Below are 25,296 nucleotides of genomic sequence, written 5' to 3' on the forward strand. Positions count from 1 at the left end.
ATATGCCGCGCTAGACCTGATGAAAAGAACATCTATGTGGCAATGTTTCTTTTCGGCACATACGAATGATAATTATACAAGAAGCGCTGTAGAAAACCAAGGTACATACCGATTTTCTTCAGCGCCTCGTGGCAAAGTCTTCAGGCAGAAGGCTGGAGCCGTGACAAAGAATTCGATTCTTTCTAGCTAACGACTACTTGCTTTCGTGATAAGACTTTTCTGTGTTTACCGACCACACATTCTGCTTATCTTCGCGACCCGTCTTAATGTTATTCACAGCCTCAATGGATGTAGCCATGGAGTGATCCTGGTTATTGTAGTGGTGCTGACCATTGCGGCCTACGCAGTACACATTGCCCAAGGAGTCAATCCAGTTGGTCAACTCATCGATGCGATCATAGGTGTCGAAGTAAGCTGGGTATGCCTTTGGCACGCGCTCACGATGAGCGTCAATGACGTCGTCGGCGCTTTCAATAATGCGCATGCGAATCATTTCAGCAATAGCAAACTTGCGTGCTTCTTCATCGCTCAAGTTCCAGAAGTCGTCGCCTTCTGCGGTAAAGTATTCCAAACCAATCCATACGGTGTTGTCTGGGTCGTCTACGAGGTATGGGCTCCAGTTGTTGAAGATCTGGATGCGTCCAACCTTGTAGCCCGGATCCTGCACATAAATCCAGTTATCTGGGACGATTGGTGGGTTTCCGAGGGTTGGGATGTCCGTGGTGTTTTGCACGCGAAGCTTCTTCACGAGCAAGCCCACGGTCACGAAGTCACGGAATGGCAAGCCATGCGCTACCTCAGACACATTCTGTGGTACGTCCACGCCACCTGCCTGAGCTGCATCAATGAGGTGATTCAAAGGCATAGAAGAAATCACTTGGTCTGCCTTGATGGTAACAACCTCACCCTTTTCGTTCGTATAGTCCACAGCTGAGGCGTGACCGTTTTCTGCGTGGATAGCGGTGACCTTCGCACCCTTGATAATCTTTGCACCCTTGGCGGTAGAATTATCCGCTACAATCTCCCACAACTGTCCAGGGCCGAGCTTTGGATACCAGAACTCCTCAATCAACGAGGTTTCTACCTTAGAATTATCTGCCTTATGGCCTGGCATGAGCTTCTTAAAAGCGTTGCCCAAAATATTCCAGATGTTCAAGCCCTTCACACGCTGTGCGCCCCAGTCTGCAGAAATCTGGCTTGGGTGACGACCCCACAGCTTCTCCGTATAGCCTTCGAAGAACATAGAGTACAGCTTGCGGCCGAAACGATTGATATAGAAGTTTTCGAGGTTATCCTCTGGAAGCTTGTGCACGGTGGACCACAAATAGCTAAAGCCTGCCTGCATAGTCAGGCTAAAGCCCATGGCCTTAATGGTGTTTGGAGTCAAGCTAATAGGATAGTCAAAGAAATGCTTGTTCCAGAAAATACGAGACAAACGGTGGCGCTTGAGCATAACCTTATCCGTCTGCTCTGGATCTGGACCACCAGGGGTGAGCTCATGGTGACGGCCCAGCTTCTTATCATCGTAAGAAGGAGCGCCCTGCAAAGGCATGACGTCCAGCCACCACTTCATAATGCGGTCATCCTTGGAAAAGAAGCGGTGTCCACCGATATCCATGCGGTTACCGTTGTACTTTACAGTACGCGCAATGCCACCAAATTCCTGGCTTGCTTCCAGCACGGTGACATCATATGCATCGGAATCCTTCACCAGCTCCCATGCAGCGGTAAGGCCCGCAGGACCGCCACCGATTATTACAACAGACTGTTTATCCGTCACATCTACTCCTCTGGGTTAGATATAAGTCCTTAAAAGAGAATACCTTTTAGCCTGACTAAACGGGGATAAAAGAAGGAATAATGAATTTTCATGCACAATTTCTCTGCAATTCACACCATTCTTGTGCGTTCTTTCGGGCACACAACGAAGCACATTATGGCGCCTGCTTTCATCCATACATACGCTTCATTTTACTATTTTTCTACGAAAAAGGCTGCCCTAACCCCATACAAAAGATTAGCGCAGCCTAAATTAAAGCGTGGATTGCGTTATAAATCCCGAGGAATTTCAATTTCTGTTTTTTGAACTTCCTCCACATTGACATCCTTGAAGGTGACAATTCTCACACTTTTCACGAAGCGGTTTGGACGATACACATCCCACACCCATGCATCGGTGAGTTGAACGTCGAAATATGCGTCCTGACCAGCTTGGCGCACGTTGAAATCTACGCGATTGGCGAGATAAAAGCGGCGCTCTGTTTCGATGACATACGTAAAAAGTTTGATCACATCACGATATTCTTTATACAGCGCAAGTTCGGCATCCGTTTCGTAATTATCGAGATCTTCTGCGCTCATGGTTGTCCTTTACTCGTATACCTGTGATATTTATTTGTCTGCTCAGTACTTGCGCAACACGGTGGAGCGTCTAGGCTCGACAGGAAGCGATTAATCGCGTTTTCTGCCCGCGCCGAGCTTTCTCCACCACGGCAAATCCGGCTCTGCCTTGTCACCCTCTTGCTCGGATTCACCCAAGCGCACTTGCAGATCCTCGATGGATTCGTCGTTCTCACCGATGGTGGTTTTACGCACTTCTTTATTGGTTACGCTTAAGTCTCGCTCTTCGCTGGTGACGTGCTTTTTCAGCTCCAATGTGCGCTCGTGCTGTGCCAAAGCTTCGCGCACGCCCGGATTATCCATAATGGCATGCAATCCAAAGGTTTCGAGGGAATGAATAGGATCGTATTCGTCCACCAACATATCGAAGACGTGCATATCCATGTAGCGCTGCTCGTTGTCATCCCACTGGGCATCGCGTGAAATACCGGACTCCACAAAGCCCAGCGATTGATAAACGGCGTGAGCACGTGTGTTGACAGATGGTGTGCTAATCCAAATCCTGTGTAAGCCCAGCCCGGCTGGTCGAGGTGCAAAGCCGAAGGTCATCACGCGTGGCATGACGTCGCGCGTGTAGCCACGACCGCGGTAGTTCTCACCCAGGATGACTTGGATGCGTGCGGATGCTGCCCACGCGTCAATATCCACGAGGAAGGCCATACCGAGGAGCTCTTCAGATGGGGTTGGCGTGTCCTGATTATCCACATCGCCGGTTTCGGCCTGATCGTTCTCGTTGCGCGCGAAAATCGACCACGCCATTACGCCGCGTGCCTCCGCATCCTGGAGTCCTTCTTCTTGGGTACGTATGCCCTTTTGCCAACGTAAAGAACGCTGTACCAAGGAGCGGACGATATCGCGCTCCGCTTTTTCGGTTTTGCCTACCAAGGTAAGCGAAGACGAGAAGGCATCCAACTGTTCCATTTGGGTGAAATCTTCCCACGTGGCCGCGCGAAGTTTCACCATTTCACCGCAGATTTCCGGAATGACCACACTTTCTGCAAGGATACGATCGTCTGTATGAGGCTTTTTTCCCGCAATCTGACTATCGGTATCATCGAAGGTGTTGGTTTTCTCGTTGGCCTGCATGGGATGCCCTCTCAATCCGTTGCTTATCTGAGTCCAGCTGAGTTCAGCTTAAATTATCTAGCTGTATCTAGCTTACTTGACTTTTGACATGACGATGCTGGTAACCGTTTTTGCATCTGCCTGTCCGCGCGTAGCCTTCATGACGGCACCGATAATTGCACCCATTGGTTTCATATTGCCGCTCTTGAGCTTTTCGGCAATATCTGGATTTGCAGCCAAAGCCTTATCCACTTCAGCCTCGAGAGCGCTGGTATCCTGCACCACCTCGTAGCCGTGCTTGGCTACAACCTCGTCCGGCGTGCCCTCGCCGTCGATGACGCCCTGAACGGTCTGCTTTGCGAGCTTATCGTTCAACTTGCCTTCAGCGATCAGAGCTTCTACGCGAGCCACATCGGCTGGCGTGATATTGAGCTCCTCCAGTGTGGTTTCCTGCTCGTTGGCAGCGCGCGAAATTTCGCCCATCCACCACTTGCGCGCACCGGCCGCAGAAGCTCCAGCTTTGACCGTTTCTTCCACCAAATCCAGCGCGGAGGCGTTGATGATATCGCGCATATCGTTATCGGACAGGCCCCACTCAGCCTGCAAACGGTTACGGCGCTCACGTGGCATTTCAGGCATTTGAGCCTTCAACTCCTCGATATGCTCCTGCGTGGTATGCACCATCACCAAATCAGGATCTGGGAAGTAGCGGTAATCATCGGCATCGGTCTTTACACGGCCACCTGCAGTGGTCTGGCTTGCCTCATCCCAGTGACGGGTCTCCTGCAGCACCTCTCCACCTGCATCGAGCAGAGCTGCTTGGCGACGGATTTCGTACACAATGGTGCGTTCGATACCACGGAAGGAGTTTACGTTCTTAGTTTCGGAGCGAGTACCGAATGGATCGTCTGCACTTGGGCGCAGAGAAACGTTGACATCGGCACGCATATTTCCCTGCTCCATACGCGCGTGGGAAATATTGAGTGCGCGCACGATGTCGCGAATAGTACGCACGTATGCGCCTGCCACTTCGGCTGCGCGAGCGCCCGCACCCGTAATAGGCTTGGTGACAATTTCCACCAATGGTACGCCTGCACGGTTGTAATCAACGAGCGAATGATCGGCGCCCTCGATACGACCGTCGGCACCACCCACGTGGGTATTCTTACCGGCGTCATCTTCTACGTGTGCACGTTCGATAGGCACACGGAAAATTTCGCCATCTTCCAGCTCTACATCCAAGTAGCCTTCGCCGTTGAGCGGCTTATCATACTGGGAAATCTGATAGTCGCGCGGCATATCTGGGTAGAAGTAGTTCTTACGGGCAAACTGGCTCCACTCTGCGATATCGCAGTGCAATGCAAGACCGAGCTTGATAGCGTAATCAATTGCTTCCTTGTTGACCACAGGCAGTGAGCCTGGCAAGCCCAAAGATACTGGGGTGAGCTGGGTATTTGGTTCACCACCGAAAGACACTTCTGCTGGGCAGAAGAGCTTTGTGGTGGTGCTCAATTCCACGTGAACTTCCAAACCGATAACTGGATCGTATTTTTCTACAGCTTCGGCAAACTTCATTAATTTTTCAGCCATTTTTCCTCTTGCCTACCTTTGCCTACTCGCCTAACCATGGAGTGTTCATCCACTGCCATACAGGTCCGTTCCACTTATCTTCCAGCGCAGCTTCCAAGGCGGCCGCTGGCTTGTAAAGCAAATCGTCACGCTTTTGTGGAGCGATAAATTGGAATCCTACAGGCATGCCGTCTGTGCTGACACCAGCAGGCACAGAAATTGCTGGCACACCAGCCAAGTTTGCTGGAATAGTGGAAATATCATCCAAGTACATCGCAAGTGGGTCCTTGCTCTTTTCACCAAACTTGAATGCCGTGGAAGGAGCGGTTGGAGATGCGAGCACATCTACCTTCTCGAAAGCGGCATTGAAGTCGCGGATAATCAAGGTGCGTACCTTCTGAGCGGATCCATACCACGCATCGTAGTAACCTGCGGACAGGGCATAGGTACCCAAGATGATACGGCGCTTGACTTCGTCACCGAAGCCGGCTTCACGGGTATATGCCATCATATTTGCGGCGGTTGCTGGCACACCTTCTGGTGGCATGACGCGCAAACCGTAACGCATACCGTCATAGCGTGCAAGGTTAGAGGACACTTCGGAAGGCATGATGATGTAGTATGCGCCCAAGGAGTACTTGAGGTTTGGCAGCGAAACTTCGACCACCTCTGCACCCATGGCTTTGAGCTCTTCGACAGCTTCGTTGAAACGTGCGGATACGCCCTCTTGGAAGCCATCGCCGGACAGCTCCTTAATGAGGCCGACCTTCAATCCCGTTAAGTCACGCTTATAACCTGCGCGTGCTGCATCCACCATGGCTGGTGCGGAGCCTGGCAACGAGGTGGAATCATGCGGATCGTGACCGCCGATGGTCTCCTGCAACAAAGCAGAGTCGAGGACAGTTCTCGATACAGGGCCAATCTGGTCCAAAGAAGAAGCCATCGCAATGGCGCCAAAGCGAGAAACGCCACCATAGGTTGGTTTCACACCCACAGTGCCCGTAAACGCACCAGGCTGGCGGATAGAACCGCCCGTATCCGTACCCAGTGCCAGTGGAGCTTCAAAAGAGCTCACCGCAGCGGCCGAACCGCCACCGGAGCCACCTGGCACGCGCTCGGTATCCCAAGGATTATTCGTATTTCCGTAAGCAGAATGCTCGGTAGAAGAACCCTGAGCAAATTCATCCAAGTTGGTCTTACCCAAAATAGGCATGCCCGCATTCTTCAAACGCGTGATAACCGTCGCATCGTATGGTGGAACCCAGCCTTCCAAAATCTTGGATGCTGCCGTGGTTTCGATGCCCTTGGTCACAATCATGTCCTTGATGGCGATAGGCACACCAGCCAGTGGCTTGAGCTCTGCACCCTGAGCGCGCTGAGCATCAATAGCATCAGCCTGCTCACGGGCTACATCTGCGCTCACCTTCAAAAAAGCATTAATCTGTGGTTCTGCAGACTCGATGACTTCCAAATGAGCGTCTACGAGTTCGCGAGAGCTGACTTCGCCAGCTTTAAACTTATCTGCCATCTCGGCAGCAGAAAGCTGTACTAATTCCTTGCGTGTTTGTTTATCCATAATCTCACTACTCCCCCAAAATCTGTGGAGCTACGAACATTCCAGACTCGGAGGCTGGAGCGCCAGAAAGTGCTTCTTGCTGAGTTAATGGCTGAGCTGGTTCGTCTGGACGCAAATACGCTTCCAGTGGCACTGGATTAGCGGTTGGAGCGATATCCTCACCTGCAACTTCCTGTACCTGCGCAATGGCATCAGCTACAGCATTTAATTCACCTTGCAGACGAGTAATTTCTTCATCTGTCAGAGCAATTTGGGCAAGCTCACCCAAGTGCTCGATTTCTTCACGTGTAAATGTTGGCATACTGCCCAATAGTAGATGTCTAACACGACACTTTGGCGGCTCAATATGGTTTGATTGCTAAGGATTTTAGCCAATTTTCCCGTGTTGCATTACCCACGTATGCATGGCAACAGCGGCGGCTGCACCCGCATTCAAAGAACGTACGGATCCAGTTTGAGAAATGTACACCACATCATCCGCTAGGTCTAGGGCCTTGCTCGTCAGACCAGGCCCTTCAGCACCGAAAATCATCACACAATGCTCCGGAAAATCATATTTTTCTATAGGCACTGCACCCGGCACGATATCCAAGGCGATAATGCGTGGACGCGGTTTGTCTTGCGCTTGCGCCTGAGCCTTAATATTCTCCACAAATTCTTCGATGCTCGCGTGATGATATACATGCTGGTAGAGCTCAGTCATCAACGAACCCTTACGGTTCCACTTTTTAGGACCGATAATATGTACCGCGTTTGCGGTAAAAGCATTGGCCGTGCGTACGATAGAGCCGATATTGAAATCGTGTGTCCAATTTTCTACGGCGACTTCAAAACCATAACGTCCACGGTCGTCCAGATCCTGCTTAATGGCCTCCACACTCCAATAGCGGTAACGGTCCATAACGTTGCGGCGATCGCCTTCCTGCACAAGCTCATCATCGTATGGATAGCCCTGAGGTATAGGCTCTCCCGGATGCTCTTCCACCCACGGACCTACGCCAATTTCCCGTAATCCCGGATCCCCGGCTGCTATGACGCGCTGCGTAAAATCACTCGGTGGAATCATGAATTTTGCAAATCCTTATCAGAAAACACAGGGATGAACGGCACAACGGTTTCACTCTGCGTAATCGGATTAATTAACCGAATATGTAGCGATTCTTCTGCTCCCTCGCCATAGGCTTCTACCGCACCCGTGCTCCCCACCAGCGATGTGATGGCCACAATCTGAGCGCCTTCCTTTTCGAGAACTGCAAAGTCTAAATTCAGCTCATTGCCGTGCGTCAAGGTGACTACAGAGGAGGTTTGGACAAAAGATTTTTCCGAGAGCCATGCGTCCACGAGGATAACGCGTTTACCGCGAATGGACGGACCCTTGATGCTAGGAAATACAAAATCCATCAGGAAACCATCCAGGATTTGTCCACGTGAGGCTGCGGCATGAATCATGGCTGAGACCAGAGGCACACCAGCCGTCGTCATGGCACCTACAGCGTCGAAATCGTCTATGCTGAATCCGTTTGTTTCCAGTACATCGAGCAAGGCATGACCGGCCAAGGTGGCGCCATCGTGATGATAGGTGACTGTGGTGAGCTCGCTGAATTGCTTTCCTTGAACGGCCGCTCTTACGAGTTTTTCTAATCGCTGCTGTGGCTCCAGCATATCGTCCGGTAAAGCAGCAAGACTCTCGCGAAGTTCTGCGCTTCCTGTGGCTTTAAAATCCTGTGTCATACTTCCACCTTATCGTTGAGCCTCGTCCTGACCGCTATCCCAGTCGGACAAAAGTTCAGGCGCGGTAATTTCACGGATATCGCTTTTCTTTTCGTCCTCGAGCAGCTCCGGTACCGTAAATACTTTTCCGGGCTCTAGGGCATTGAGCTTACGCGCCGTCGGCACCACCTGTGTCTGCAACGATCCAACAAAGGAGTTGTAATGTTGGACTGCAGAGCCGATAGAACTGCCCAGCTTCCGCGCATGCTCGCTCATGGAATTTAAGCGCTTGAACATTTGACGCGAGAGGTCGAAGAGCTCTTGGGCTTCATCGCTCAGCGTCTGCTGCTGCCATGCGAAAGCCACAGATTTCAGCACCGCCCACAGAGTTACCGGTGAAGTCAAGGCTACTTGATTATTAAAGGCGTAATCCAAAATCGTAGGATCCACATCCAAAGCCGCCTGAAGCAAGGACTCGTTTGGAATAAAGGCGATGACAAAATCCGGAGCCACACGCTCATTGTTGTTTTTCCAGTATTCACGCTTAGCCAAGGTATCGATATGACTACGCAATGCCTTGGCATGCTGCTGGAGATATTCATCGCGCAGACGCAATTCTTGCTCTGGAGCCGTCTCACTAATCGCGCAGGCATTTTGATATGCGGAGTACGGCACCTTCGCATCCACGGGGATGAACTTCCCATCCGGCAGCATAACCACCATATCAGGACGCTGCTGCTGACCCTCAGCATTGTGTACGGAGAACTGTGTTTCAAAGTCCACGTGCTCACGCAGGCCAGCAGATTCGACGATATTTTTCAGCTGAGCTTCTCCCCACGCACCGCGTACCTTGTTATCACGCAAAGCCATCGCGAGGTTTGAAGTCTCTTTATCCAGCTTTTCCTGAGCCTGACCGAGGCCCAGCAGCTTCTCCGAGAGTTTGCCCATCTCCGACTGACGAGATTCCTCAATCTCGGTCACCTTCTTTTGCAAGGCTTCCAAATTCTTCTGTACCGGGCTGAGCACTTCCAGCACACGAGACTCTTCTTTCTGCTTTTGGGCCTGCTCCTGACGGCGCTCTTCCTCCCGCTCGATGCTGCGCTCCCGCTCGCGCTCAATGCGCTGCTTTTCCGCCTCTTGAGACTGCTGAAGCTGCTCTTGAGCAAAGGCCAGTTGCTCCTTGGCACCCTGCAGATTACCTTGAAGCTGTGCGGTCATTTCGCGTTGCGCTGCCAATTCTTGACGCGTATTTTCATACCGCTCAGCAAAATCATCTCTCTGCGTGGTGAGTTCACGAATTTGTATTTCTTGATTGCGCACAGCATCCGCAGAACCGTTCAGATTCTGCCCGCGCGCCAAGGCCAGCAGGTACCCCACCACGCCGCCTATAACAAGACCAATAACCACAGAAAAAATGATTTCGAACATATGTTCGATAGTAGCAGGATGTATCACCATCAGCTGAAACATGCCGACACGGAAATAATTTCAGCACCCGTCCAGTTGATGAATGTGAATTGAATGAAAGAAAGGTACGCTCATGGTCTTTGTTTACTTAGCCGGAGCAGTAATTATTTCTGCAGCCCTGCTCTGGTTCTTCTTTTCTCCACAAAAAGGAGCACAGACCACCGTTGAAGGACATACTCAACGCATTGCAGTCGACGTGCACGGAAGTTACTCGCCAGCTTTAATCCAAGCACAAGCCGGAAAACCGCTTACAATCGATTTCAACAGAAAGGACAGCGGAGAATGCACTTCACACGTGGTCTTCTCTGATCTGGGAATCGATGCCTATCTGCCCTCGCAGCGTCAAACCTCTATTACGCTACCTCCCTTGGAAGCAGGAGATTATCCCTTTGCCTGCGGCATGAACATGGTGCATGGCATGTTGCGTGTCAGCGGCGATTGGAAGGCTCCGGCCGAGTCTGTAGACAACGCTGACAGTCAGATTGACCACAGGGCTTCCGAAGATACTGTGTCGAGCATCGCGGATTCTAGCGAGCGCGCACAGGAAATTTCTGGGCTACGCAAAAAGCTCATTGTTGGCATCATCTTTGCATTGCCAGTAGCCATACTGGCTATGGGCTCCATGTTTTGGGGAAACAATATACCCGCATGGGTAAATAGCCCTTGGTTGCAGGCTATTTTGGTGACGCCTGTGATGTTTTACACGGGTTGGGATATTCATCGCATTGGCTGGAGCGCGATTATTCACCGTAATCCGGAGATGAATGCTTTGGTGACCATGGGCACCAGCGCAGCTTATATCTTTAGCCTTCTCGTAACTGTAGCCCCTCAGATTTTGCCGGCGAATGCGCGTCACGTGTACTTCGATACCGTGGGCGTGGTGCTGACTTTGGTCGTGATGGGTGCTTTGCTGGAGTCTCGCGCGCGTGCAGGTACGAATGATGCCATCGAAGCGTTGATGACATTGCGCCCTGATACCGCATATCGCTTGTCTGAAGAAGATTTACAAACTCAGGCATGGTCTTTGCCAACCTCCGGCACGGAAATTTCCATGAGTGAAGTCAAGGCTGGCGATATTCTCAAGATTTCTGGTGGACATACCGTGCCAACGGATGGCGTTATCGTTGCAGGTACGGCTGAAGTGGATGAGTCCATGATTACCGGCGAATCCCGTCCGGTTTCGCGCGGCACGGGCGACTCGGTCACCGGTGGCACCTTGGCTTTGGACAAGCCTTTGGCCATGAAAGTAACGGCTACGGGCAAAGATACAGTGCTTTCACAGATTATTCATCTGGTTTCCAGCGCTCAGGCCAGTAAGGCTCCAGTGCAGGCATTAGCAGATAAAATTGCGCGCGTATTTGTGCCTACGGTCTTTACCATAGCGATTTGGACTTTCGCCCTGTGGACGTCCTTCGCGCCTTCGGATGCACTGTCGTACGCGCTAACCACAGCCGTGACTGTGCTTATTATTGCCTGCCCATGTGCACTCGGATTGGCTACTCCATTATCGGTAACTGCAGGCATTGGCATTGGCGCTCGTAACGGCATTCTTATTGCCTCTGCTCAAGCTTTGGAAAGCGCGCGTCATATCGGCACCGTTGTATTTGATAAGACGGGCACTATTACCGAAGGTGTCGCTGAAGTGGAAAGCGTAGAAAACGGCACGGTCAGCTATGCAGAAGATCCTATAAAGAAGACTTCACCAGCCGCTATCGCGGAGCTGAAGAAGCTGGGCATTCGCACCATCATGCTCTCTGGCGATAAGGCCGAGGTGGCGGGCGAAGTGGCGCAGAAAGCCGGCATTGACACCGTTATCGCTCAGGTGAAGCCGGACGGCAAGGCTTACTGGATTTCCCAGATTCAGCAGAATGCTGACAAGTCCTCCGCTCGCCATTTGGTGGCTATGGTAGGCGATGGCATTAACGATGCACCGGCGTTAGCACAGGCAGACATCGGTTTTGCTATGGGGACGGGTACAGATATCGCTATGAAATCTGCGGACGTCACCCTGATGACAGGAGAGTTGAACGGCGTAGCACGTATGATTCGCCTAAGCCGTGAAACCATGCGCAACATTTACCAGAATTTGGGCTTTGCCTTTGCATACAATGTGGTGGGCATTGTCATCGCTACTGGCATTTTGTACCCACTCACCGGTTGGCTGCTCAACCCTATGATTGCCGGCCTTGCCATGGCCTTGAGCTCGGTAAGCTTAATCCTGAATTCACAACGCTTGCGTGGTCTGCGTCTTGCTCAGTCTTCGGTGGACACATCGGCGACTGAAAAGGTCACACCTCGTATCATTATTGACAACAATTCACAACAAGGAGAAAACATGTTTGATTTCCTGAAGTCTAAGAAAAACACCGATACCGCAGAACACGTACTCACCGATCCTGTGTGCAATATGTCCGTTACGAAGGACAATCCTTCTTACGAATACGATGGCAAGACCTATCATTTCTGCTCTGACCATTGCATGGCTTCTTTCAAGGCAAATCCTGAGCAATTTGTCAAGCAGAATTAAGTCATTCTCATATAAAGAAAGGCTGCGCCCCTCCTACTATGGCGGGACGCAGCTTTTTGATTATTGATTATTCTATTACTGCCGTAAATCAATCCAGAATCGCATCACATTATCGCGCACATCTTCCAGCACACCACCTTGCGAGATAATCACCGCCTTACTGGCCGTATTTTCCGGATGACAGGTGACAAGCACGCGCACCAAACCCAGCTCTCGAGCCTTCTCGAGACCCTGACGCAACTGCTCTTTCGCATAGCCACGTCCTTGAGACACCGGACGAATGCAGTAGCCAATATGCCCTCCCCGATTCAGCAAATCATCATTGAGCTCCAGCCTGAGACTCAGCGCTCCGACAGCGTTGCCAAACGCGTCAAAGCTGACGTATTGGACGGCCGGTACAAATCCTATCGGCGGCTGGGTTTCGGTGCGGGCATTGTATTCCAGCCATTGCTGATAATAAAACGTATCGTCGAGACGGTCTTCGTCCCAAAATCCCCCATCATGAGGAACTTTGCACCGTTGGAATTCCTTAGCCATGGCTTTTATGGCCGATTTATCCTGAGCGCCTGGTTTGCGCAGAACGATATGCGGCACTGCCACATCCTGCGTTGGGCCCTTATGTGATTCGATGAATTCGCGCACCACCAAAGCCATGCGCTGATCGATGGACTCCTCACCCTCGAGCAGTCGCTGAGCGGCCGGCACATCAATCCATCGAGCCTCTATATCTTCACTGGCTTCGAGATGCTGCAGGACGTTTTTCTGCTCCGCATCCACGGTTATATACACAAACGCTACGGATTCGTTGGTCATGCCGGGCGAGGTATAAGTCGGGCGGATAACCTGATCAACGCGAACCACGTCGTAGCCCGTTTCTTCTTTGAGCTCACGCGCCGCAGCGGATTCAAAACTCGTATCTTCCGGATCGAGCAAGCCTGCCGGGAAAGCCCAGACATAGCCGTTAATAGCCGGTCGATATTCACGGATAACCAGCATTTTTTGTCTGTCTGTGGAGGTGGCAATAATCGTCACCGCATCCCCCTCGTTGCGGTTAAGATCTTCGAGAGTCTCGGCTTCGTGACGGGTGACGATATCGTAACGATTGGTGCCACCATCATCCAGACCTACAGTGACGATGTACGTGTGAATCCATTTGCTGGGATTAGAGAGTGGATTCTTTTCCATAGAGAGGTTCTTCATGGCTTTAATATACCACTGTGGTATTTCGAGCCGCGATACGCCGCAAACTGCACCACTCACTGTGCACGGGAAAACAAAAAGGCTTGCATGGTAGATATCACCACGCAAGCCTTGTACTGAGAGAATGACTGTGTCACATATTACTTTTCAAGATCTCCGGTATCCGCTAAATCCTGAGTAGCCCAGCTGGTGAGTTCCAAATGCTCTCCACCCGTCTGGTCAACCAGCACGGTATCGCCATCATGAACTGCGCCCGACAGCAGCATACGTGCCAGCTGATCGCCTACCTCGCTTTGGACCAGGCGGCGCAATGGGCGAGCGCCGAAGGCTGGATCGTAGCCCATGTCTGCCAGCCATTCGCGAGCCACCTTCGTCACATCCAAGGTAATACGACGATCGGTTAGACGTGCTGCCACAGCATTGACCTGAATATCCACAATCTTGGCCAATTCCTCGCGCGTCAACGGTTGGAAGACAATCATGTCATCCAAACGGTTGATAAACTCTGGCTTGAACTGCGCATGGACCGCGTTCATCACCGCCTGCTTACGCGCGTCCTCATCCAAATCGCCAGAGACGAGGAACTGCGAGCCAAGGTTAGACGTCATGATCAAAATCGTATTCTTGAAGTCCACAGTACGACCTTGACCATCCGTTAAGCGACCATCATCCAAAACTTGAAGCAGGATGTCAAAGACCTCTGGATGAGCCTTTTCTACCTCATCGAAAAGCACTACAGAGTATGGGCGACGGCGTACCGCTTCGGTGAGCTGACCGCCCTCTTCATATCCGATGTAGCCCGGAGCCGCACCAATCAAGCGCGATACCGAAGCCTTCTCCATGTATTCGCTCATATCGATACGCACCACAGCGCGCTCATCGTCAAAGAGGAAGTCCGCCAAAGCCTTTGCTAGCTCCGTCTTACCCACACCGGTTGGTCCGAGGAACATGAAGCTTGCCGTCGGACGGTTTGGATCCGAAATGCCGGCACGCGAACGACGCACTGCATCGCTGACCGCACGCACCGCTTCCTTCTGACCGATAACGCGGCGACCCAGTTCTTCTTCCATATGAAGAAGCTTCTCATTTTCGCCTTGCATCAAGCGGCCCACCGGAATACCGGTCCAGTCCGACACAATCTGCGCAATAGAATCTGCATCCACATGGTCTGGTACCATAGGTTCGGAGGATTGCTCTGATTCCTCTCTCCCCTCATCCGCGGTTTGTTCTGCAGCAGCCAGCTCCTTCTGTATTTGAGGAATGTCACCGTACAAAATGCGCGACGCCTTCTCCAAATCGCCCTCACGCGTGGCCTTATCTGCCTCTACGCGCAAGGCATCGAGCTGTGCACGCAAGTCACCCACTTTGTTGTGCCCTGTCTTTTCGGCTTCCCACCGGGCATTTAAGCCAGTCAACTTTTCGCGCGCATCGGCCAGCTCCGCTTGCAGCTTTTCAAGACGTTCCTGAGAAGCAATGTCCTCAGCTTTTTTCAGCTGCATTTCTTCCATTTCCAAACGCGTGACACGACGGGTCAGCTCATCGATTTCCTCTGGGGAGGAATCCAGCTCCATGCGCAAATGCGCAGCAGCCTCATCCACCAAATCGATGGCCTTATCTGGCAACTGACGTCCGGAAATATAGCGATGGGACAGCGTAGCAGCCGCAACCAAAGCATCATCACCAATAGTGACCTTATGATGAGCCTCGTAGCGCTCCTTCAAACCACGCAGAATGGCCACAGTATCCTCTACGCTTGGCTCGCCCACGAATACTTGCTGGAATCGACGCTCCAGAGCAGGATCCTTTTCGATGTTTTCGCGGTACTCATCCAATGTGGTAGCACCAATCAGACGCAGCTCACCACGTGCCAGCATAGGCTTGAGCATATTGCCCGCATCCATGGAGCCTTCAGTTGCACCTGCTCCCACGATGGTGTGAATTTCATCGATAAAAGTGATGATGTTTCCATCCGCTTTTTGAATTTCATCGAGCACCGCCTTCAAGCGTTCCTCGAATTCACCACGGTATTTCGAACCGGCCACCATAGAGGACATGTCCAAGGTGACAACGCGCTTATTTTGGAGGGTTGTAGGCACATCACCGGCAACCACACGCTGCGCCAATCCTTCGACAACTGCGGTTTTACCCACACCCGGCTCGCCGATAAGCACAGGATTATTCTTCGTACGGCGGCTCAAAATCTGGATAACGCGGCGAATTTCCTTATCACGGCCAATGACCGGATCCAGCTTCCCTTCGCGAGCACGAGCCGTCAGATCCGTAGAGTACTTCTCCAAAGCTTTGTACGAGCCTTCGGCATCTGGGCTGGTGACTTTAGCTCCACCGCGCACCTGAGGCACAGCCTTCTTCAAAGCTTGCGCAGTAGCACCGAATTTGTTGAGAATGTGCGCCGCTTCGGACTGTCCTTGAACGATCGCAATGAGCAAATGCTCGGTAGAAATATACTCATCGCCCATATCTGTCATGATTTTCTGAGCATCTACGAGTGCTGCCTCCAGCGAGCGTGCAGCCGCGGCTTGTGCTGCAGAACTGCCAGAAACGCGTGGCAAAGCCAGCAATGCTTGACGGATACCCACACCAATAGACTGCGCATCCGCGCCCGCTGCTTGAAGCAAGCCCAGCACAACCCCATTATTTTGGGTCAACAATTCTTGAGCCAGATGCAATGTTTCTACCTGTGGGTTTCCCGCTGCAGAGGCACTTTGAACAGCAGACGATATGGCTTCTTGAGCCAAAGTCGTAAATTTTTGTTCCATATCAGACCTTCTTTGTTTGTCCTTGATTCGCACGTTCGTCAAGGTTTTTTCGTTATTCTGATATGTTTAACAGTTTTCTCTCAGAGATATTCCCAAAACTTGAGTCAAAGTCACTCAAGTTTTGGGAGATATACATCTATGGCGTAGACCTATGCTGCGAGATGCTTATTCATGCGCTCAAACGCACGCAGAGTACGCTCGTGCCACTGACTCACAAAACGTGGAGAATCCACGCCTAAGGCCATGCGTACATGCTCGGCAGGCGCGTTGATCAGCGTAGGATCTCCCACCGTGCGTCCACGTTGCGGACCTTCCAAATCCACCATCAAATTGATAGGGAAGCAAGAAACAAGACTAGGATCCAAAGCTACCGCTACGGCCAGCGGATCATGCAACGGCGATCCAGCAAGAAATACGGGGTCAGACTGCTCATTCGCATTCACGTAATAACGTAGCGCCTGCGCCACAAATTGCCCAGTCTTACCACCCTCGCGCGCAAAAGTCTCCACATGCGCGCGCGTCATCAAGGTTTTATGTGTCACATCGATGCCTACGACGGTAATATCTGCACCACTGTGAAATACGCGATTGGCCGCCTCCGGATCGTTGACCATATTGGTTTCGCTAATGAGGTTATAGCAGTTTCCTAGCTGAGTAAGCGCGCCGCCCATAATGACCAGATGCAGTTTGCGTGCCAGTTCAGGCCTGCGCGTCAGCACTGCATCGATATTGGTCAAGGGTCCGGTAGCAATGACGGTCAGATCCGTACCATATTTTTCAATGACTTCAGCTTCGAATGACACACCATCATCAAGAATTGCGCCACGCTGTACGCTTTCCGGTAGATCGAGCTGTGCTCCGCCCCATCCGTTCTTTCCATGGAAGCGTTCGCAACCTTCATCCACCTCGTAATGGGTGGATATCTTATCGAACGATGGAACTTCAATGCCGCGATACGCCGGAATGTCTGCCAACCCGGCCGCATCCAAAAGCGCGCGATTATTCAACGCCGCCTGTCCTTCGGTCACATTGCCAAAGGTGCCGACCACACCGAGAATTTCGACGTCTTCACTGCCAAAAAGATACATTAAAGCCAGGGTGTCGTCGATACCGGTATCACAGTCGAGGATGATTTTTTGTGCAGTTGCGTCCTGTGTCATGAGCCGATTGCCTTTACGATATCTGCGCCCGAAATGAGGAACTCCTCGTCCACCTGATCGGTGGCCTGTGGCGCGGTGGTCACTGTTTGATTATTGCTATCCGTGTAAGCTCCTGAATCTTTGACAAAATCAAAGTATTGCTGAGCCGCTTCGGTATTCATGGTGCCAATGGTAAATGCACCAGACTTCACATCATCTGCGCTGCCCCAGTATTGACCATCCACAATGGCTTCCATGGAATGCTTAACCAATTCGCTATCCAGGTTTGCATCTTTCGCCGCATTGACCAGAATCTCGGCCGCGTCATCCGGATGCAAGTACGCCCAGGTATAGCCCTTTTGTACGGCACGCGTAAAGCCTTGCACGGTGTTTTTATCTGAGCTAATCATCTTATCCGAGGTAATAATGCCAATTTCATCCGCATTTCCGGGTACACCATAATCTGGCTCGTTCCAGCAGTTGAGCTGTGGACCATACAATTCTGCTTGCACACCCTCCCAGGTGGCATAGAATCCGCCAAAGTCAGCTCTGCCCGAGCTTAAAGTCTGGAAGGTAGAGGTGCCCACGGTTACCTTGTCAAAATTACCGGTGCCACCATCGGTTTGAATCATGCGCTTAATCACCGCATCGGATTCATTCGCACCAAAGGTCGCGAAAGTCTTGCCATCAAAATCTTTCGGCGATTGGATTGAGGTGTTGGAAGCCAGCGAGCACCAAATTGCCGATGTACGCTGCTGTACTTGTGCGATAAGTTTCAGACCCGCATCTTTAATATTGGCCACGCCCACATTAAAGGTATTGGATAATGCAAAATCCGCCGCACCGGTAGATACGGCCTGCTCTGCACCCGCCTGAGAAGCGGCTACAATATCGACGTTTAAACCTTCTTCTTTAAAATAGCCACGTTCTTGAGCAATATACGCGCCAATATGATTCGTGTCCGGGATCCAGCTGAGCATAAAAGTAACGGTTTTTAAACCCTCTGCGGACGAACTCGAAGTGGATGATGTGCCACAAGCAGCCAGAGCTGCGGTCAAGGATAAAGCGATTCCTGCACTGAGCACCAATTTTAGGGCGCGTTGAAGTAATGGTTTTGGCATAGTGAACCTTTTTCTCTCCATACATTTCTTGCCATTTTTTAGCGAAACGTGCACCAGAAACATATAAAGGGTTGCAGGCTTCGTATTAAATTATCCTAACCTAGTAAATACTAAGAACGCATATTTTGCAAGTTCTGGCGCTGATTCCCCTGCTCATCGAAGCTGCTGTCATCTAGCCATAATTCGAATGCCTTTTTCAGCGATGGTCATTCTGTAGCAATAACAGAGAACCAATCCGTATCTCGAGAACGACCTTTATACACGACAGCATTCCGGAAACGTCCCTCATACGTAAAGCCCAAGCGTTCAGCCGCACGCCGAGAAGGCAAATTCAAACTATCGCATTTCCACTCATACCGGCGCGCATGGAGTTCCTCAAACACGTAACGCCTCACAAGAAATTGCAACTCTGTTGCGGCGCGCGTTTTGCGAAATGCAGGCGCATAAATGACTTGTCCCATTTCACAGGAACGATTCTGCGGATTAATGCGCATCAGCGCGCAGGTGGCAAGTACTTTGTGATTCTGCGTCTTATCACGAGCGACAAGAAAATACGGATTTGTGCTCTTTTCGTGATCTTCTACAAGATTTCGAAGCTCAGAAATATCACTGAATGGCTCATAGGACAGATAAGTCCAGTCTTGAGGGTGTGCATAATCCGCTCGGTAAAAATCCCAAATATCTTCGAGATGATCAGACACCCTCATATGCTCGACGGTGACGAAACGCCCCTCAATCGTCTACACCGTGGGCTGCACAAAGGCCATGCCCTGCACTCGATCGCCAATCAGCTGACCGTATTCATTTGTCTGCGACACTTATTCTCCCTTTCCACTCACTGAGTGAGCACGGTGTTTACTCGCTGACGTCCAATTCCAGCAAATCTTCCATGGTTTCACGACGCATCATCACATGCGAGCCGTTCTCGTCCACTGCTACTACAGCTGGACGCAGAATTTGATTGTAATTGCTAGCCATCGTGCGACCATAGGCACCGGTTACCGGCACAGCCAGCAAGTCTCCGCGCTGTATGTCTGCCGGAAGCTGGATGTCATGCACGACGACATCTCCGGATTCACAATGCGAACCCACTACGCGTGCCTGTACCGTCTCACCCGTGGTCGCACGATTGGCGACAACTGCCGTGTACTCAGCTCCATATAATGCCGGACGAATATTATCGCTCATGCCGCCATCTACACTGACGTACACGCGAGACTGCCCGCCTTCCAGAGGCACATTCTTCACCGTACCCACGCGATACAAGGTATAGCCAGCCGGCGCCACAATCCAACGGCCTGGCTCAAAGCTCACGATAGGCAAAGGTAGTCCTGCACGCGCAGAATCGGAGTGCACCGCCTGCGCAATGCGCTTCATTGTGGCTTCGATATCCATAGACGCATCGCCTTCGGTGTACGCCACAGAATAGCCGCCGCCCAAGTCAATTTCTGGCAGTACATACCCATCCGTTGCATAAAACGCGCGACGCAGTACCATCACACGCTCTGCCGCAGCGATAAACGCATCTGCATCGTGAATTTGTGAACCAATATGCGAATGCACGCCCACGAGCTCCAAATCCTCTGACAGATGGAGCACGCTCTGCAAAACGCTGATGGCCGGGCCATGAGCCACTTCATCGAAGAAAAGCACAGATTGTACGTCTGTCACATCCTCATGATGAGCCGGAAGCATGGCAATGCCAAATTTCTGGTCTTCATGTGCGGTAGAAATATACTCATGCCCACCTGCATGCACACCTACAGTCACACGCACCATAACACGAGCGCGCTTGCCTACCTCGCGCGCGATACGGGCAATACGGTCCGGCTCCTGCGGTTCGTCGATGACGATTTTGTCAAAATCATGCTCAATAGCCAAACGAATTTCCGCATCCGATTTGTTATTTCCATGCAACACTAAACGACGTCCTGGAATGCCCGCAGCCAACGCAATCTGCATTTCGCCCCAAGTACAGGTATCCACAAACAAGCCCTGTTCGGCCACGATGCGCGCAATCTCCTTGGACAGAAAAGCCTTGCCCGCAAAGCTGACATGTGTGGTGGCATTGGCAAAACTGTCCCGCACAGTATCCACGAAATAGCGCGCTCGATCTGCCACATCCACCGTATCTATCACGTACAGTGGCGTGCCGTACTTTTCAGCCAAGGCCTCGAAACTGTGACCACGGTCCGTCATACCCTCTTCACCCTCGAAAATGCTGACGCCTTGTGGCCAAATACGTGTGATATCCGGTGTTATCATAATTCGTTCTCCGTCGCTGCTACTGCCGTTTCATTCCACAGACAATTACCGTCTAGTCTAAGAGGAGCATACGAAAAGGCACTGGCGTATACCAGTGCCTTTCACATCGCTCTCATCCTACCCTGTGCTGGATTGCGCAGATTTCACGGGAAACTTACATCTTTTCTGGAGCGCTCACACCAAGCAGACCCAAAGCGTTCGCAAAAATCTGACCCGCTGCATCATTAAGCATCAAACGCGCGGCTGCACGCGCTAGCTCCGGACTCTTAGCAATGCGCACATCCTCCGCATCCTCACGAGAGGCTTCGCCCTCCGTCAAGTCCATTGGTACCACACGCTCTGCCGCATACCACTTGTGGTACTTGCCCGCGAGCTCCTCCACATAGTGTGCAATGCGGTGCGGCTCGCGCAAATCACCGGCTGTGGTAACCACCGAAGGATACAAAGCCAGCTCTGCCAGCAGTTCGGAGTCCGTCGCGGTGTCCAGCAGGCTCAAATCTGCACCCTCGTAGCTAATACCCGCAGCCTGAGCATTGCGGTCCACGTTCTTGGAACGTGCAAAGGCGTACTGCACGTAGTACACGGGATTGTCGTTGGTATGCGAAGCCAGCACATCCAAATCGATGTCGAGATTTTGGTTGTAGGAGGTGCGAGCCAAAGAATAACGCGCCGCATCTACTCCCACGGCTTCAATCAGGTCATCGATGATAACCACATTGCCTGCACGCTTGCTCATGCGCACGGCTTGACCATTCTTCAACACATTGACGAGCTGACCGATGAGGATCTGCATATTCGTGCCCGGCGTATCACCGAATGCTGCACACACGGCCATCATGCGACCAATATAACCGTGATGATCTGCACCCAGCATATAAATAGCTACGTCTGCAGGATCCTTTTCACGGCGACGCTTGTTGAGATAATAAGCAATGTCGCCGGCAATATACGCTGCATTCCCATCGGACTTGATAACGACGCGGTCCTTATCGTCACCATACTTGGTAGAAGCAAACCACGTAGCTCCATCCTTTTCATAAATATCGCCCTTGGCACGCAGTTCGGCAATGGCACGATCTACTTCGCCGGACTCATACACCGCATTTTCATGGAAGTACACGTCGAAGTCCACACGAAATTCCTTCATGGACTGCTTGATTTCGTCAAACATCATAGGAACGGCGCGTTTACGGAACTCCTCACGCTGCTCGGAATCGCCTTCTGCCCCATCCTCACCTGTGATGCGTGGCAAGGACAGCACATCGACGCCTTCCGCCTGCGCCTGCTCAATTACACGAGCGGCAATATCATCGATATACGCACCCTTGTAGCCATCCTCAGGTGTTTCCTCGCCGTGTGCAGCCGCCACGAGAGACTTGGCAAAACGGTCAATCTGCGTACCGTGATCATTGAAGTAGTACTCACGCACAACCTTGGAACCATTCGCCTCCAATACGCGCGCCATGGAATCGCCCACAGCAGCCCAGCGTGTACCACCGATATGAATAGGCCCCGTAGGGTTTGCCGAGACAAATTCCAGATTGAGCGTTTGACCAGCCAAATGATCATTCTGCCCAAACGTCTCTGCCTGATCCAGCACCGTCTGCACAATAGCGGCTGCCGATGCTGAATCCAGCACGATATTGATAAAGCCTGGGCCCGCGATATCTACGCGTGCAATACCGTCTGCTTTACCCAATCCTTCTGCAAACAATGCTGCGAAATTACGTGGTGCCATACCCGCCTTCTTGGCAAGCTGCATGGCAATATTTGTCGACCAATCGCCGTGCGCACGATCCTTAGGGCGCATAACAGCAAGCTTTTCTACGGGTGGGATCTGTTCAAGAGTTAATTCGCCTGCTTTACCGGACTCCACGAGTGCGGTGGCGATATCAAAAATTAATTGTGCAAGTGCTTCTGGACTCATAGAGGTTAGTTTAACGGTTGAGGCATACACAGGAATTTGGCGAAAGAATCGGCAGTTTTACTCAATCTATTATTTATGCAATTTATTTGTACAAATTATTTGTGGTATTCTTTGTTAAAGACCATTTACACAAGAAGGCGAGAAGATGGCATCCACCACCCCAGAAATGCTGAAAGTTCTGTCCAACCCCATACGCATGCGCATCCTCGGCACGCTGCGCCTAGACGGCGCACAGAGTGTAGGATCCATCAGCGCATCCATCGGCGAGGCTCCCGGCTCAGTCAGTTATCACTTGAGCATCATGGAGAAAAATAATCTCGTGCACAAGGTGGACTCCCCCAACCACGATGCGCGCACGAGCTGGTGGGTAGCAGCAGAGCAGAAAACTATTATTTCGACTAATTCTGCGGATACAAACACGCTGGATACCTTTAAACGCAGTGCTTCTATTACCCGGCATCTAGCATACGAAAGATTCCTCGACCATTTCGATGAACTCTCGGAAGAGTGGAAAAATGCCGTCACCAGCGATGACTGCACATTTACGCTGACCGCGGAGCAAACTGCGAGCATGGCAGAGGAACTACGAGATGTACTCGCGAAATGGGAAAAGATTTCTCAGCAGAATGCCCAGTCGTCTGAAAAACCCGCCGCTTCTACCCAAACAGATTTGCACAAGGTCGTGAGCATTATCCAAGTCTTCCGATGGATAGCCTGATGCGCCGCTCACAGCACAACCTGCACACACGGTCAGCACGCACACTCAGCACTCTCGGTGCACACGATACACACAGCCAGCGTGCATATCTCGCCTGGTTTACCGCAGGTACCACCTCAGCCGCCGGCACATCCATCCGAACACTCGCCATTTCGCTTTTGGGCTTTGCACTCACCCAGTCCACCACGCTTGCCGGTTGGGTGGGAACTCTGTCGCTTATCGCACAATTAATCGCCGGTATCACAGGCGACACCTTCATGGATCGTCATCATCGGCGCGTCTCGCTCGTCATAAATTCTGTGTGCTCCGCGATGGGCTGGGGACTTGTCTGCTTGCTACTGGTTGGACATCTGCTGAGTTTTCCGCTGTTTCTCAGCCTCTGCATTGCCATGTCGCTTATCAACGGTTTCTTGTCTTCTGCCTCCGATGCGCTGCTCAAATCCGTCATTCCACTCGAGGATTATGAAAGCACGCAGCCTCAACCGGGGGGCGATGCGTTGATTTTTTTATCCGGAAACCCCCTGTCTGGCTTTCTCTTCGCCCTGCACACTTGGTTTCCTTTTGCTATCAGAGCTCTGCTCTACGCCTGCTTAGGCGGGGCTACGGACGCCATACCACGCACGGCTGAAATTGAACATGCACAGAACGACGACCCCCAAGCGCACTTTAGACAGGACTTTGTGGACGGTTGGACATGGACTTTTTCCAAACACATGCTCGTGATTATTCTTCTCGCCAGGAGCTTGACAAATTTTTTCTCTTTCCGGCGTGCAGTACACGATTCAGCTTCGCTTGGTTTCCACGCATACCAATTCCACGCTTATCGGCTGCATCAGCGCAGGTATGGCTGTGTCCATGCTCGCAGGCTCAATTTTTACGCGACATTACAACCATCACCTGCATGTGGGGCGCGTAACGGTTTTCTCCCTGGGATATGTGAGTATACTCTGTCTGCTCTTACCGATTTTTACGTCTTATCCCCTGACTTTGATACTCAACTCCTTGATCGGTCTGGTGATCCCTGCAATGAATGCACTCCTCCTCGGATTCGTTTCCACGCAAGCCCCCGATACCATGCAAGGTCGGCTTACCACCACTATGAGTGTCCCCGCTCAAGCATTATCTTCGCTGTGTGGCGCTATGGCCGGCCCCCTGCTCGCGCACACCTCGTATAGTTGCACTCTGCTCCTCTTTGCCCTGCCAGCAATGACGGGCGCCGTCTTGTGCGGTCTATCGAAGGATATTCGGCGCATCCATCTGAGTAGTCGCAGTACGCGCTGCGCTAACCAAGTAAGGATTGTGCGCACACAAAAGGCGATAGCCCCGCAAGCTTACGCACTATCGCCTAGATGAACTGCCGTTATTACAAATCTACTCAGCTACTGCAATGGCATCAATTTCTACCACCGCGCCCGGCTTTGGGATGACATTAGAACCAAAAGCCACGCGCGCAGGCTTGACCTCACCCTCGAAATATTGAGCATAAACCGCATTGATGTCCGCAAAGTCATTTGCATTCTTCATATAAATGGTGGCACGCACAACCTTATCTAGGCTGGAACCTGCAGCTTCGAGAATGGCCGCAATATTTTTCATCGCCTGATGCGTTTGCAATTCTGGCGTGGCTCCAGCGAGCTCGCCGGTGTCCGGGTCAATGCCCAGCTGTCCTGAAACAAAGACAAAGCCATTGGCTTTGACTGCCTGGCTGTAGGCACCCAACGCTTGAGGTGCCTGAGATGTAGCGACTTCTTCGATTGCCATTTGTTCTCCTTCAGTGCGCATTGCACATAAGTACGTGAAGTTTTTCTCGTCACTCCCAGAATACAGCGCAGGCG

Annotated in this window: 20 protein-coding genes; 3 read left to right on the forward strand and 17 right to left on the reverse strand. The window is 51.6% G+C overall.

Translation table 11 applies throughout. The features are described from left to right. Nucleotides 1-193: 193 nt before the first annotated feature. The 9 genes from D570_RS0100700 to rmuC form a co-directional block, all read right to left on the reverse strand. On the reverse strand, nucleotides 194-1,780 hold the full coding sequence (locus D570_RS0100700) for an NAD(P)/FAD-dependent oxidoreductase (protein WP_018142488.1): 1,587 nt from the start codon (nucleotides 1,778-1,780) through the stop codon (nucleotides 194-196). A 269-nt stretch (nucleotides 1,781-2,049) separates the two neighbouring features. Then, complete coding sequence (locus D570_RS0100705; RefSeq protein WP_018142489.1) at nucleotides 2,050-2,361, reverse strand: DUF2469 domain-containing protein; 312 nt, start codon at nucleotides 2,359-2,361, stop codon at nucleotides 2,050-2,052. Between the two features lie 90 nt (nucleotides 2,362-2,451). Further along, on the reverse strand, nucleotides 2,452-3,486 hold the full coding sequence (locus D570_RS0100710; protein ID WP_018142490.1) for a GNAT family N-acetyltransferase: 1,035 nt from the start codon (nucleotides 3,484-3,486) through the stop codon (nucleotides 2,452-2,454). Between the two features lie 72 nt (nucleotides 3,487-3,558). Next, nucleotides 3,559-5,055, reverse strand: coding sequence for an Asp-tRNA(Asn)/Glu-tRNA(Gln) amidotransferase subunit GatB (gene gatB, locus D570_RS0100715; protein WP_018142491.1), 1,497 nt, complete (start codon nucleotides 5,053-5,055; stop codon nucleotides 3,559-3,561). A gap of 22 nt (nucleotides 5,056-5,077) precedes the next feature. Beyond that, nucleotides 5,078-6,610: an Asp-tRNA(Asn)/Glu-tRNA(Gln) amidotransferase subunit GatA gene (gene gatA / locus D570_RS0100720; RefSeq protein ID WP_018142492.1), complete on the reverse strand. Its 1,533-nt coding sequence runs from the start codon at nucleotides 6,608-6,610 to the stop codon at nucleotides 5,078-5,080. A gap of 7 nt (nucleotides 6,611-6,617) precedes the next feature. Beyond that, on the reverse strand, nucleotides 6,618-6,911 hold the full coding sequence (gene gatC / locus D570_RS0100725; protein WP_018142493.1) for an Asp-tRNA(Asn)/Glu-tRNA(Gln) amidotransferase subunit GatC: 294 nt from the start codon (nucleotides 6,909-6,911) through the stop codon (nucleotides 6,618-6,620). A gap of 66 nt (nucleotides 6,912-6,977) precedes the next feature. Next, nucleotides 6,978-7,676: a TrmH family RNA methyltransferase gene (locus D570_RS0100730; RefSeq protein ID WP_018142494.1), complete on the reverse strand. Its 699-nt coding sequence runs from the start codon at nucleotides 7,674-7,676 to the stop codon at nucleotides 6,978-6,980. Then, a complete protein-coding gene (locus D570_RS0100735; protein WP_018142495.1) occupies nucleotides 7,673-8,341 on the reverse strand; it encodes a hypothetical protein in 669 nt (222 codons plus the stop codon). The genes D570_RS0100730 and D570_RS0100735 overlap by 4 nt, the downstream gene beginning before the upstream one ends. A 9-nt stretch (nucleotides 8,342-8,350) precedes the next feature. Beyond that, nucleotides 8,351-9,748 carry a DNA recombination protein RmuC gene (gene rmuC, locus D570_RS0100740; protein ID WP_018142496.1) on the reverse strand — a complete coding sequence of 466 codons (1,398 nt, stop codon included), beginning with the start codon at nucleotides 9,746-9,748 and terminating at the stop codon, nucleotides 8,351-8,353. Between the two features lie 112 nt (nucleotides 9,749-9,860). Between rmuC and D570_RS0100745 the strand changes: the two genes are divergently transcribed. Further along, nucleotides 9,861-12,314 (forward strand): HAD-IC family P-type ATPase, encoded by a 2,454-nt coding sequence (locus D570_RS0100745; RefSeq protein ID WP_018142497.1) that lies wholly within the window; start codon nucleotides 9,861-9,863, stop codon nucleotides 12,312-12,314. A 75-nt stretch (nucleotides 12,315-12,389) separates the two neighbouring features. On the opposite strand, the gene D570_RS09240 is transcribed toward D570_RS0100745, so the two are convergent. The 7 genes from D570_RS09240 to argS form a co-directional block, all read right to left on the reverse strand. Then, on the reverse strand, nucleotides 12,390-13,514 hold the full coding sequence (locus D570_RS09240; protein ID WP_083907351.1) for a GNAT family N-acetyltransferase: 1,125 nt from the start codon (nucleotides 13,512-13,514) through the stop codon (nucleotides 12,390-12,392). Between the two features lie 140 nt (nucleotides 13,515-13,654). Then, nucleotides 13,655-16,291: an ATP-dependent chaperone ClpB gene (clpB, locus tag D570_RS0100755; protein WP_018142499.1), complete on the reverse strand. Its 2,637-nt coding sequence runs from the start codon at nucleotides 16,289-16,291 to the stop codon at nucleotides 13,655-13,657. A gap of 149 nt (nucleotides 16,292-16,440) precedes the next feature. Then, entirely contained in the window at nucleotides 16,441-17,451 is a 1,011-nt protein-coding gene (locus D570_RS0100760) for a nucleoside hydrolase (protein ID WP_018142500.1), read from the reverse strand. Further along, on the reverse strand, nucleotides 17,448-18,551 hold the full coding sequence (locus tag D570_RS0100765; RefSeq protein ID WP_018142501.1) for an ABC transporter substrate-binding protein: 1,104 nt from the start codon (nucleotides 18,549-18,551) through the stop codon (nucleotides 17,448-17,450). The genes D570_RS0100760 and D570_RS0100765 overlap by 4 nt, the downstream gene beginning before the upstream one ends. A 206-nt stretch (nucleotides 18,552-18,757) precedes the next feature. Then, nucleotides 18,758-19,258, reverse strand: coding sequence for a GNAT family N-acetyltransferase (locus tag D570_RS08840; protein ID WP_018142502.1), 501 nt, complete (start codon nucleotides 19,256-19,258; stop codon nucleotides 18,758-18,760). Between the two features lie 148 nt (nucleotides 19,259-19,406). Continuing rightward, nucleotides 19,407-20,816 (reverse strand): diaminopimelate decarboxylase family protein, encoded by a 1,410-nt coding sequence (locus D570_RS0100775; protein WP_018142503.1) that lies wholly within the window; start codon nucleotides 20,814-20,816, stop codon nucleotides 19,407-19,409. Nucleotides 20,817-20,970: 154 nt separating this feature from the next. Then, the gene (gene argS / locus D570_RS0100780) at nucleotides 20,971-22,743 is read right to left on the reverse strand and encodes an arginine--tRNA ligase (RefSeq protein ID WP_018142504.1); all 1,773 of its coding nucleotides are present in this window, start codon (nucleotides 22,741-22,743) and stop codon (nucleotides 20,971-20,973) included. 145 nt (nucleotides 22,744-22,888) lie between these two features. Here argS and D570_RS08095 point away from each other — a divergent pair, with 145 nt between their 5' ends. Further along, nucleotides 22,889-23,461, forward strand: a complete 573-nt coding sequence (locus D570_RS08095) for a winged helix-turn-helix domain-containing protein (RefSeq protein ID WP_018142505.1) — start codon at nucleotides 22,889-22,891, stop codon at nucleotides 23,459-23,461. Nucleotides 23,462-24,316: 855 nt separating this feature from the next. After that, nucleotides 24,317-24,814, forward strand: a complete 498-nt coding sequence (locus D570_RS09715; RefSeq protein WP_407636335.1) for an MFS transporter — start codon at nucleotides 24,317-24,319, stop codon at nucleotides 24,812-24,814. An 18-nt stretch (nucleotides 24,815-24,832) separates the two neighbouring features. On the opposite strand, the gene D570_RS0100795 is transcribed toward D570_RS09715, so the two are convergent. Further along, a complete protein-coding gene (locus tag D570_RS0100795) occupies nucleotides 24,833-25,222 on the reverse strand; it encodes a Rid family detoxifying hydrolase (protein ID WP_018142506.1) in 390 nt (129 codons plus the stop codon). Nucleotides 25,223-25,296 lie beyond the last annotated feature (74 nt).

The sequence above is a fragment of the Alloscardovia criceti DSM 17774 genome (genome assembly GCF_000376885.1).
Classification (GTDB): Bacteria; Actinomycetota; Actinomycetes; order Actinomycetales; family Bifidobacteriaceae; genus Alloscardovia; species Alloscardovia criceti.

Coding starts and splice junctions, on each gene's coding strand:
- D570_RS0100775 (WP_018142503.1), bottom strand. CDS start 20,816: ATGATAACACCGGATATCACACGTATTTGGCCACAAGGCGTCAGCATT.
- D570_RS0100730 (WP_018142494.1), bottom strand. CDS start 7,676: ATGATTCCACCGAGTGATTTTACGCAGCGCGTCATAGCAGCCGGGGAT.
- D570_RS09715 (WP_407636335.1), top strand. CDS start 24,317: ATGCTCGCAGGCTCAATTTTTACGCGACATTACAACCATCACCTGCAT.
- clpB (WP_018142499.1), bottom strand. CDS start 16,291: ATGGAACAAAAATTTACGACTTTGGCTCAAGAAGCCATATCGTCTGCT.
- D570_RS08095 (WP_018142505.1), top strand. CDS start 22,889: ATGGCATCCACCACCCCAGAAATGCTGAAAGTTCTGTCCAACCCCATA.
- D570_RS0100705 (WP_018142489.1), bottom strand. CDS start 2,361: ATGAGCGCAGAAGATCTCGATAATTACGAAACGGATGCCGAACTTGCG.
- D570_RS08840 (WP_018142502.1), bottom strand. CDS start 19,258: ATGAGGGTGTCTGATCATCTCGAAGATATTTGGGATTTTTACCGAGCG.
- D570_RS09240 (WP_083907351.1), bottom strand. CDS start 13,514: ATGAAGAACCTCTCTATGGAAAAGAATCCACTCTCTAATCCCAGCAAA.
- D570_RS0100760 (WP_018142500.1), bottom strand. CDS start 17,451: ATGACACAGGACGCAACTGCACAAAAAATCATCCTCGACTGTGATACC.
- D570_RS0100795 (WP_018142506.1), bottom strand. CDS start 25,222: ATGGCAATCGAAGAAGTCGCTACATCTCAGGCACCTCAAGCGTTGGGT.
- gatC (WP_018142493.1), bottom strand. CDS start 6,911: ATGCCAACATTTACACGTGAAGAAATCGAGCACTTGGGTGAGCTTGCC.
- D570_RS0100735 (WP_018142495.1), bottom strand. CDS start 8,341: ATGACACAGGATTTTAAAGCCACAGGAAGCGCAGAACTTCGCGAGAGT.
- D570_RS0100745 (WP_018142497.1), top strand. CDS start 9,861: ATGGTCTTTGTTTACTTAGCCGGAGCAGTAATTATTTCTGCAGCCCTG.
- D570_RS0100765 (WP_018142501.1), bottom strand. CDS start 18,551: ATGCCAAAACCATTACTTCAACGCGCCCTAAAATTGGTGCTCAGTGCA.
- argS (WP_018142504.1), bottom strand. CDS start 22,743: ATGAGTCCAGAAGCACTTGCACAATTAATTTTTGATATCGCCACCGCA.
- gatA (WP_018142492.1), bottom strand. CDS start 6,610: ATGGATAAACAAACACGCAAGGAATTAGTACAGCTTTCTGCTGCCGAG.
- D570_RS0100710 (WP_018142490.1), bottom strand. CDS start 3,486: ATGCAGGCCAACGAGAAAACCAACACCTTCGATGATACCGATAGTCAG.
- rmuC (WP_018142496.1), bottom strand. CDS start 9,748: ATGTTCGAAATCATTTTTTCTGTGGTTATTGGTCTTGTTATAGGCGGC.
- gatB (WP_018142491.1), bottom strand. CDS start 5,055: ATGGCTGAAAAATTAATGAAGTTTGCCGAAGCTGTAGAAAAATACGAT.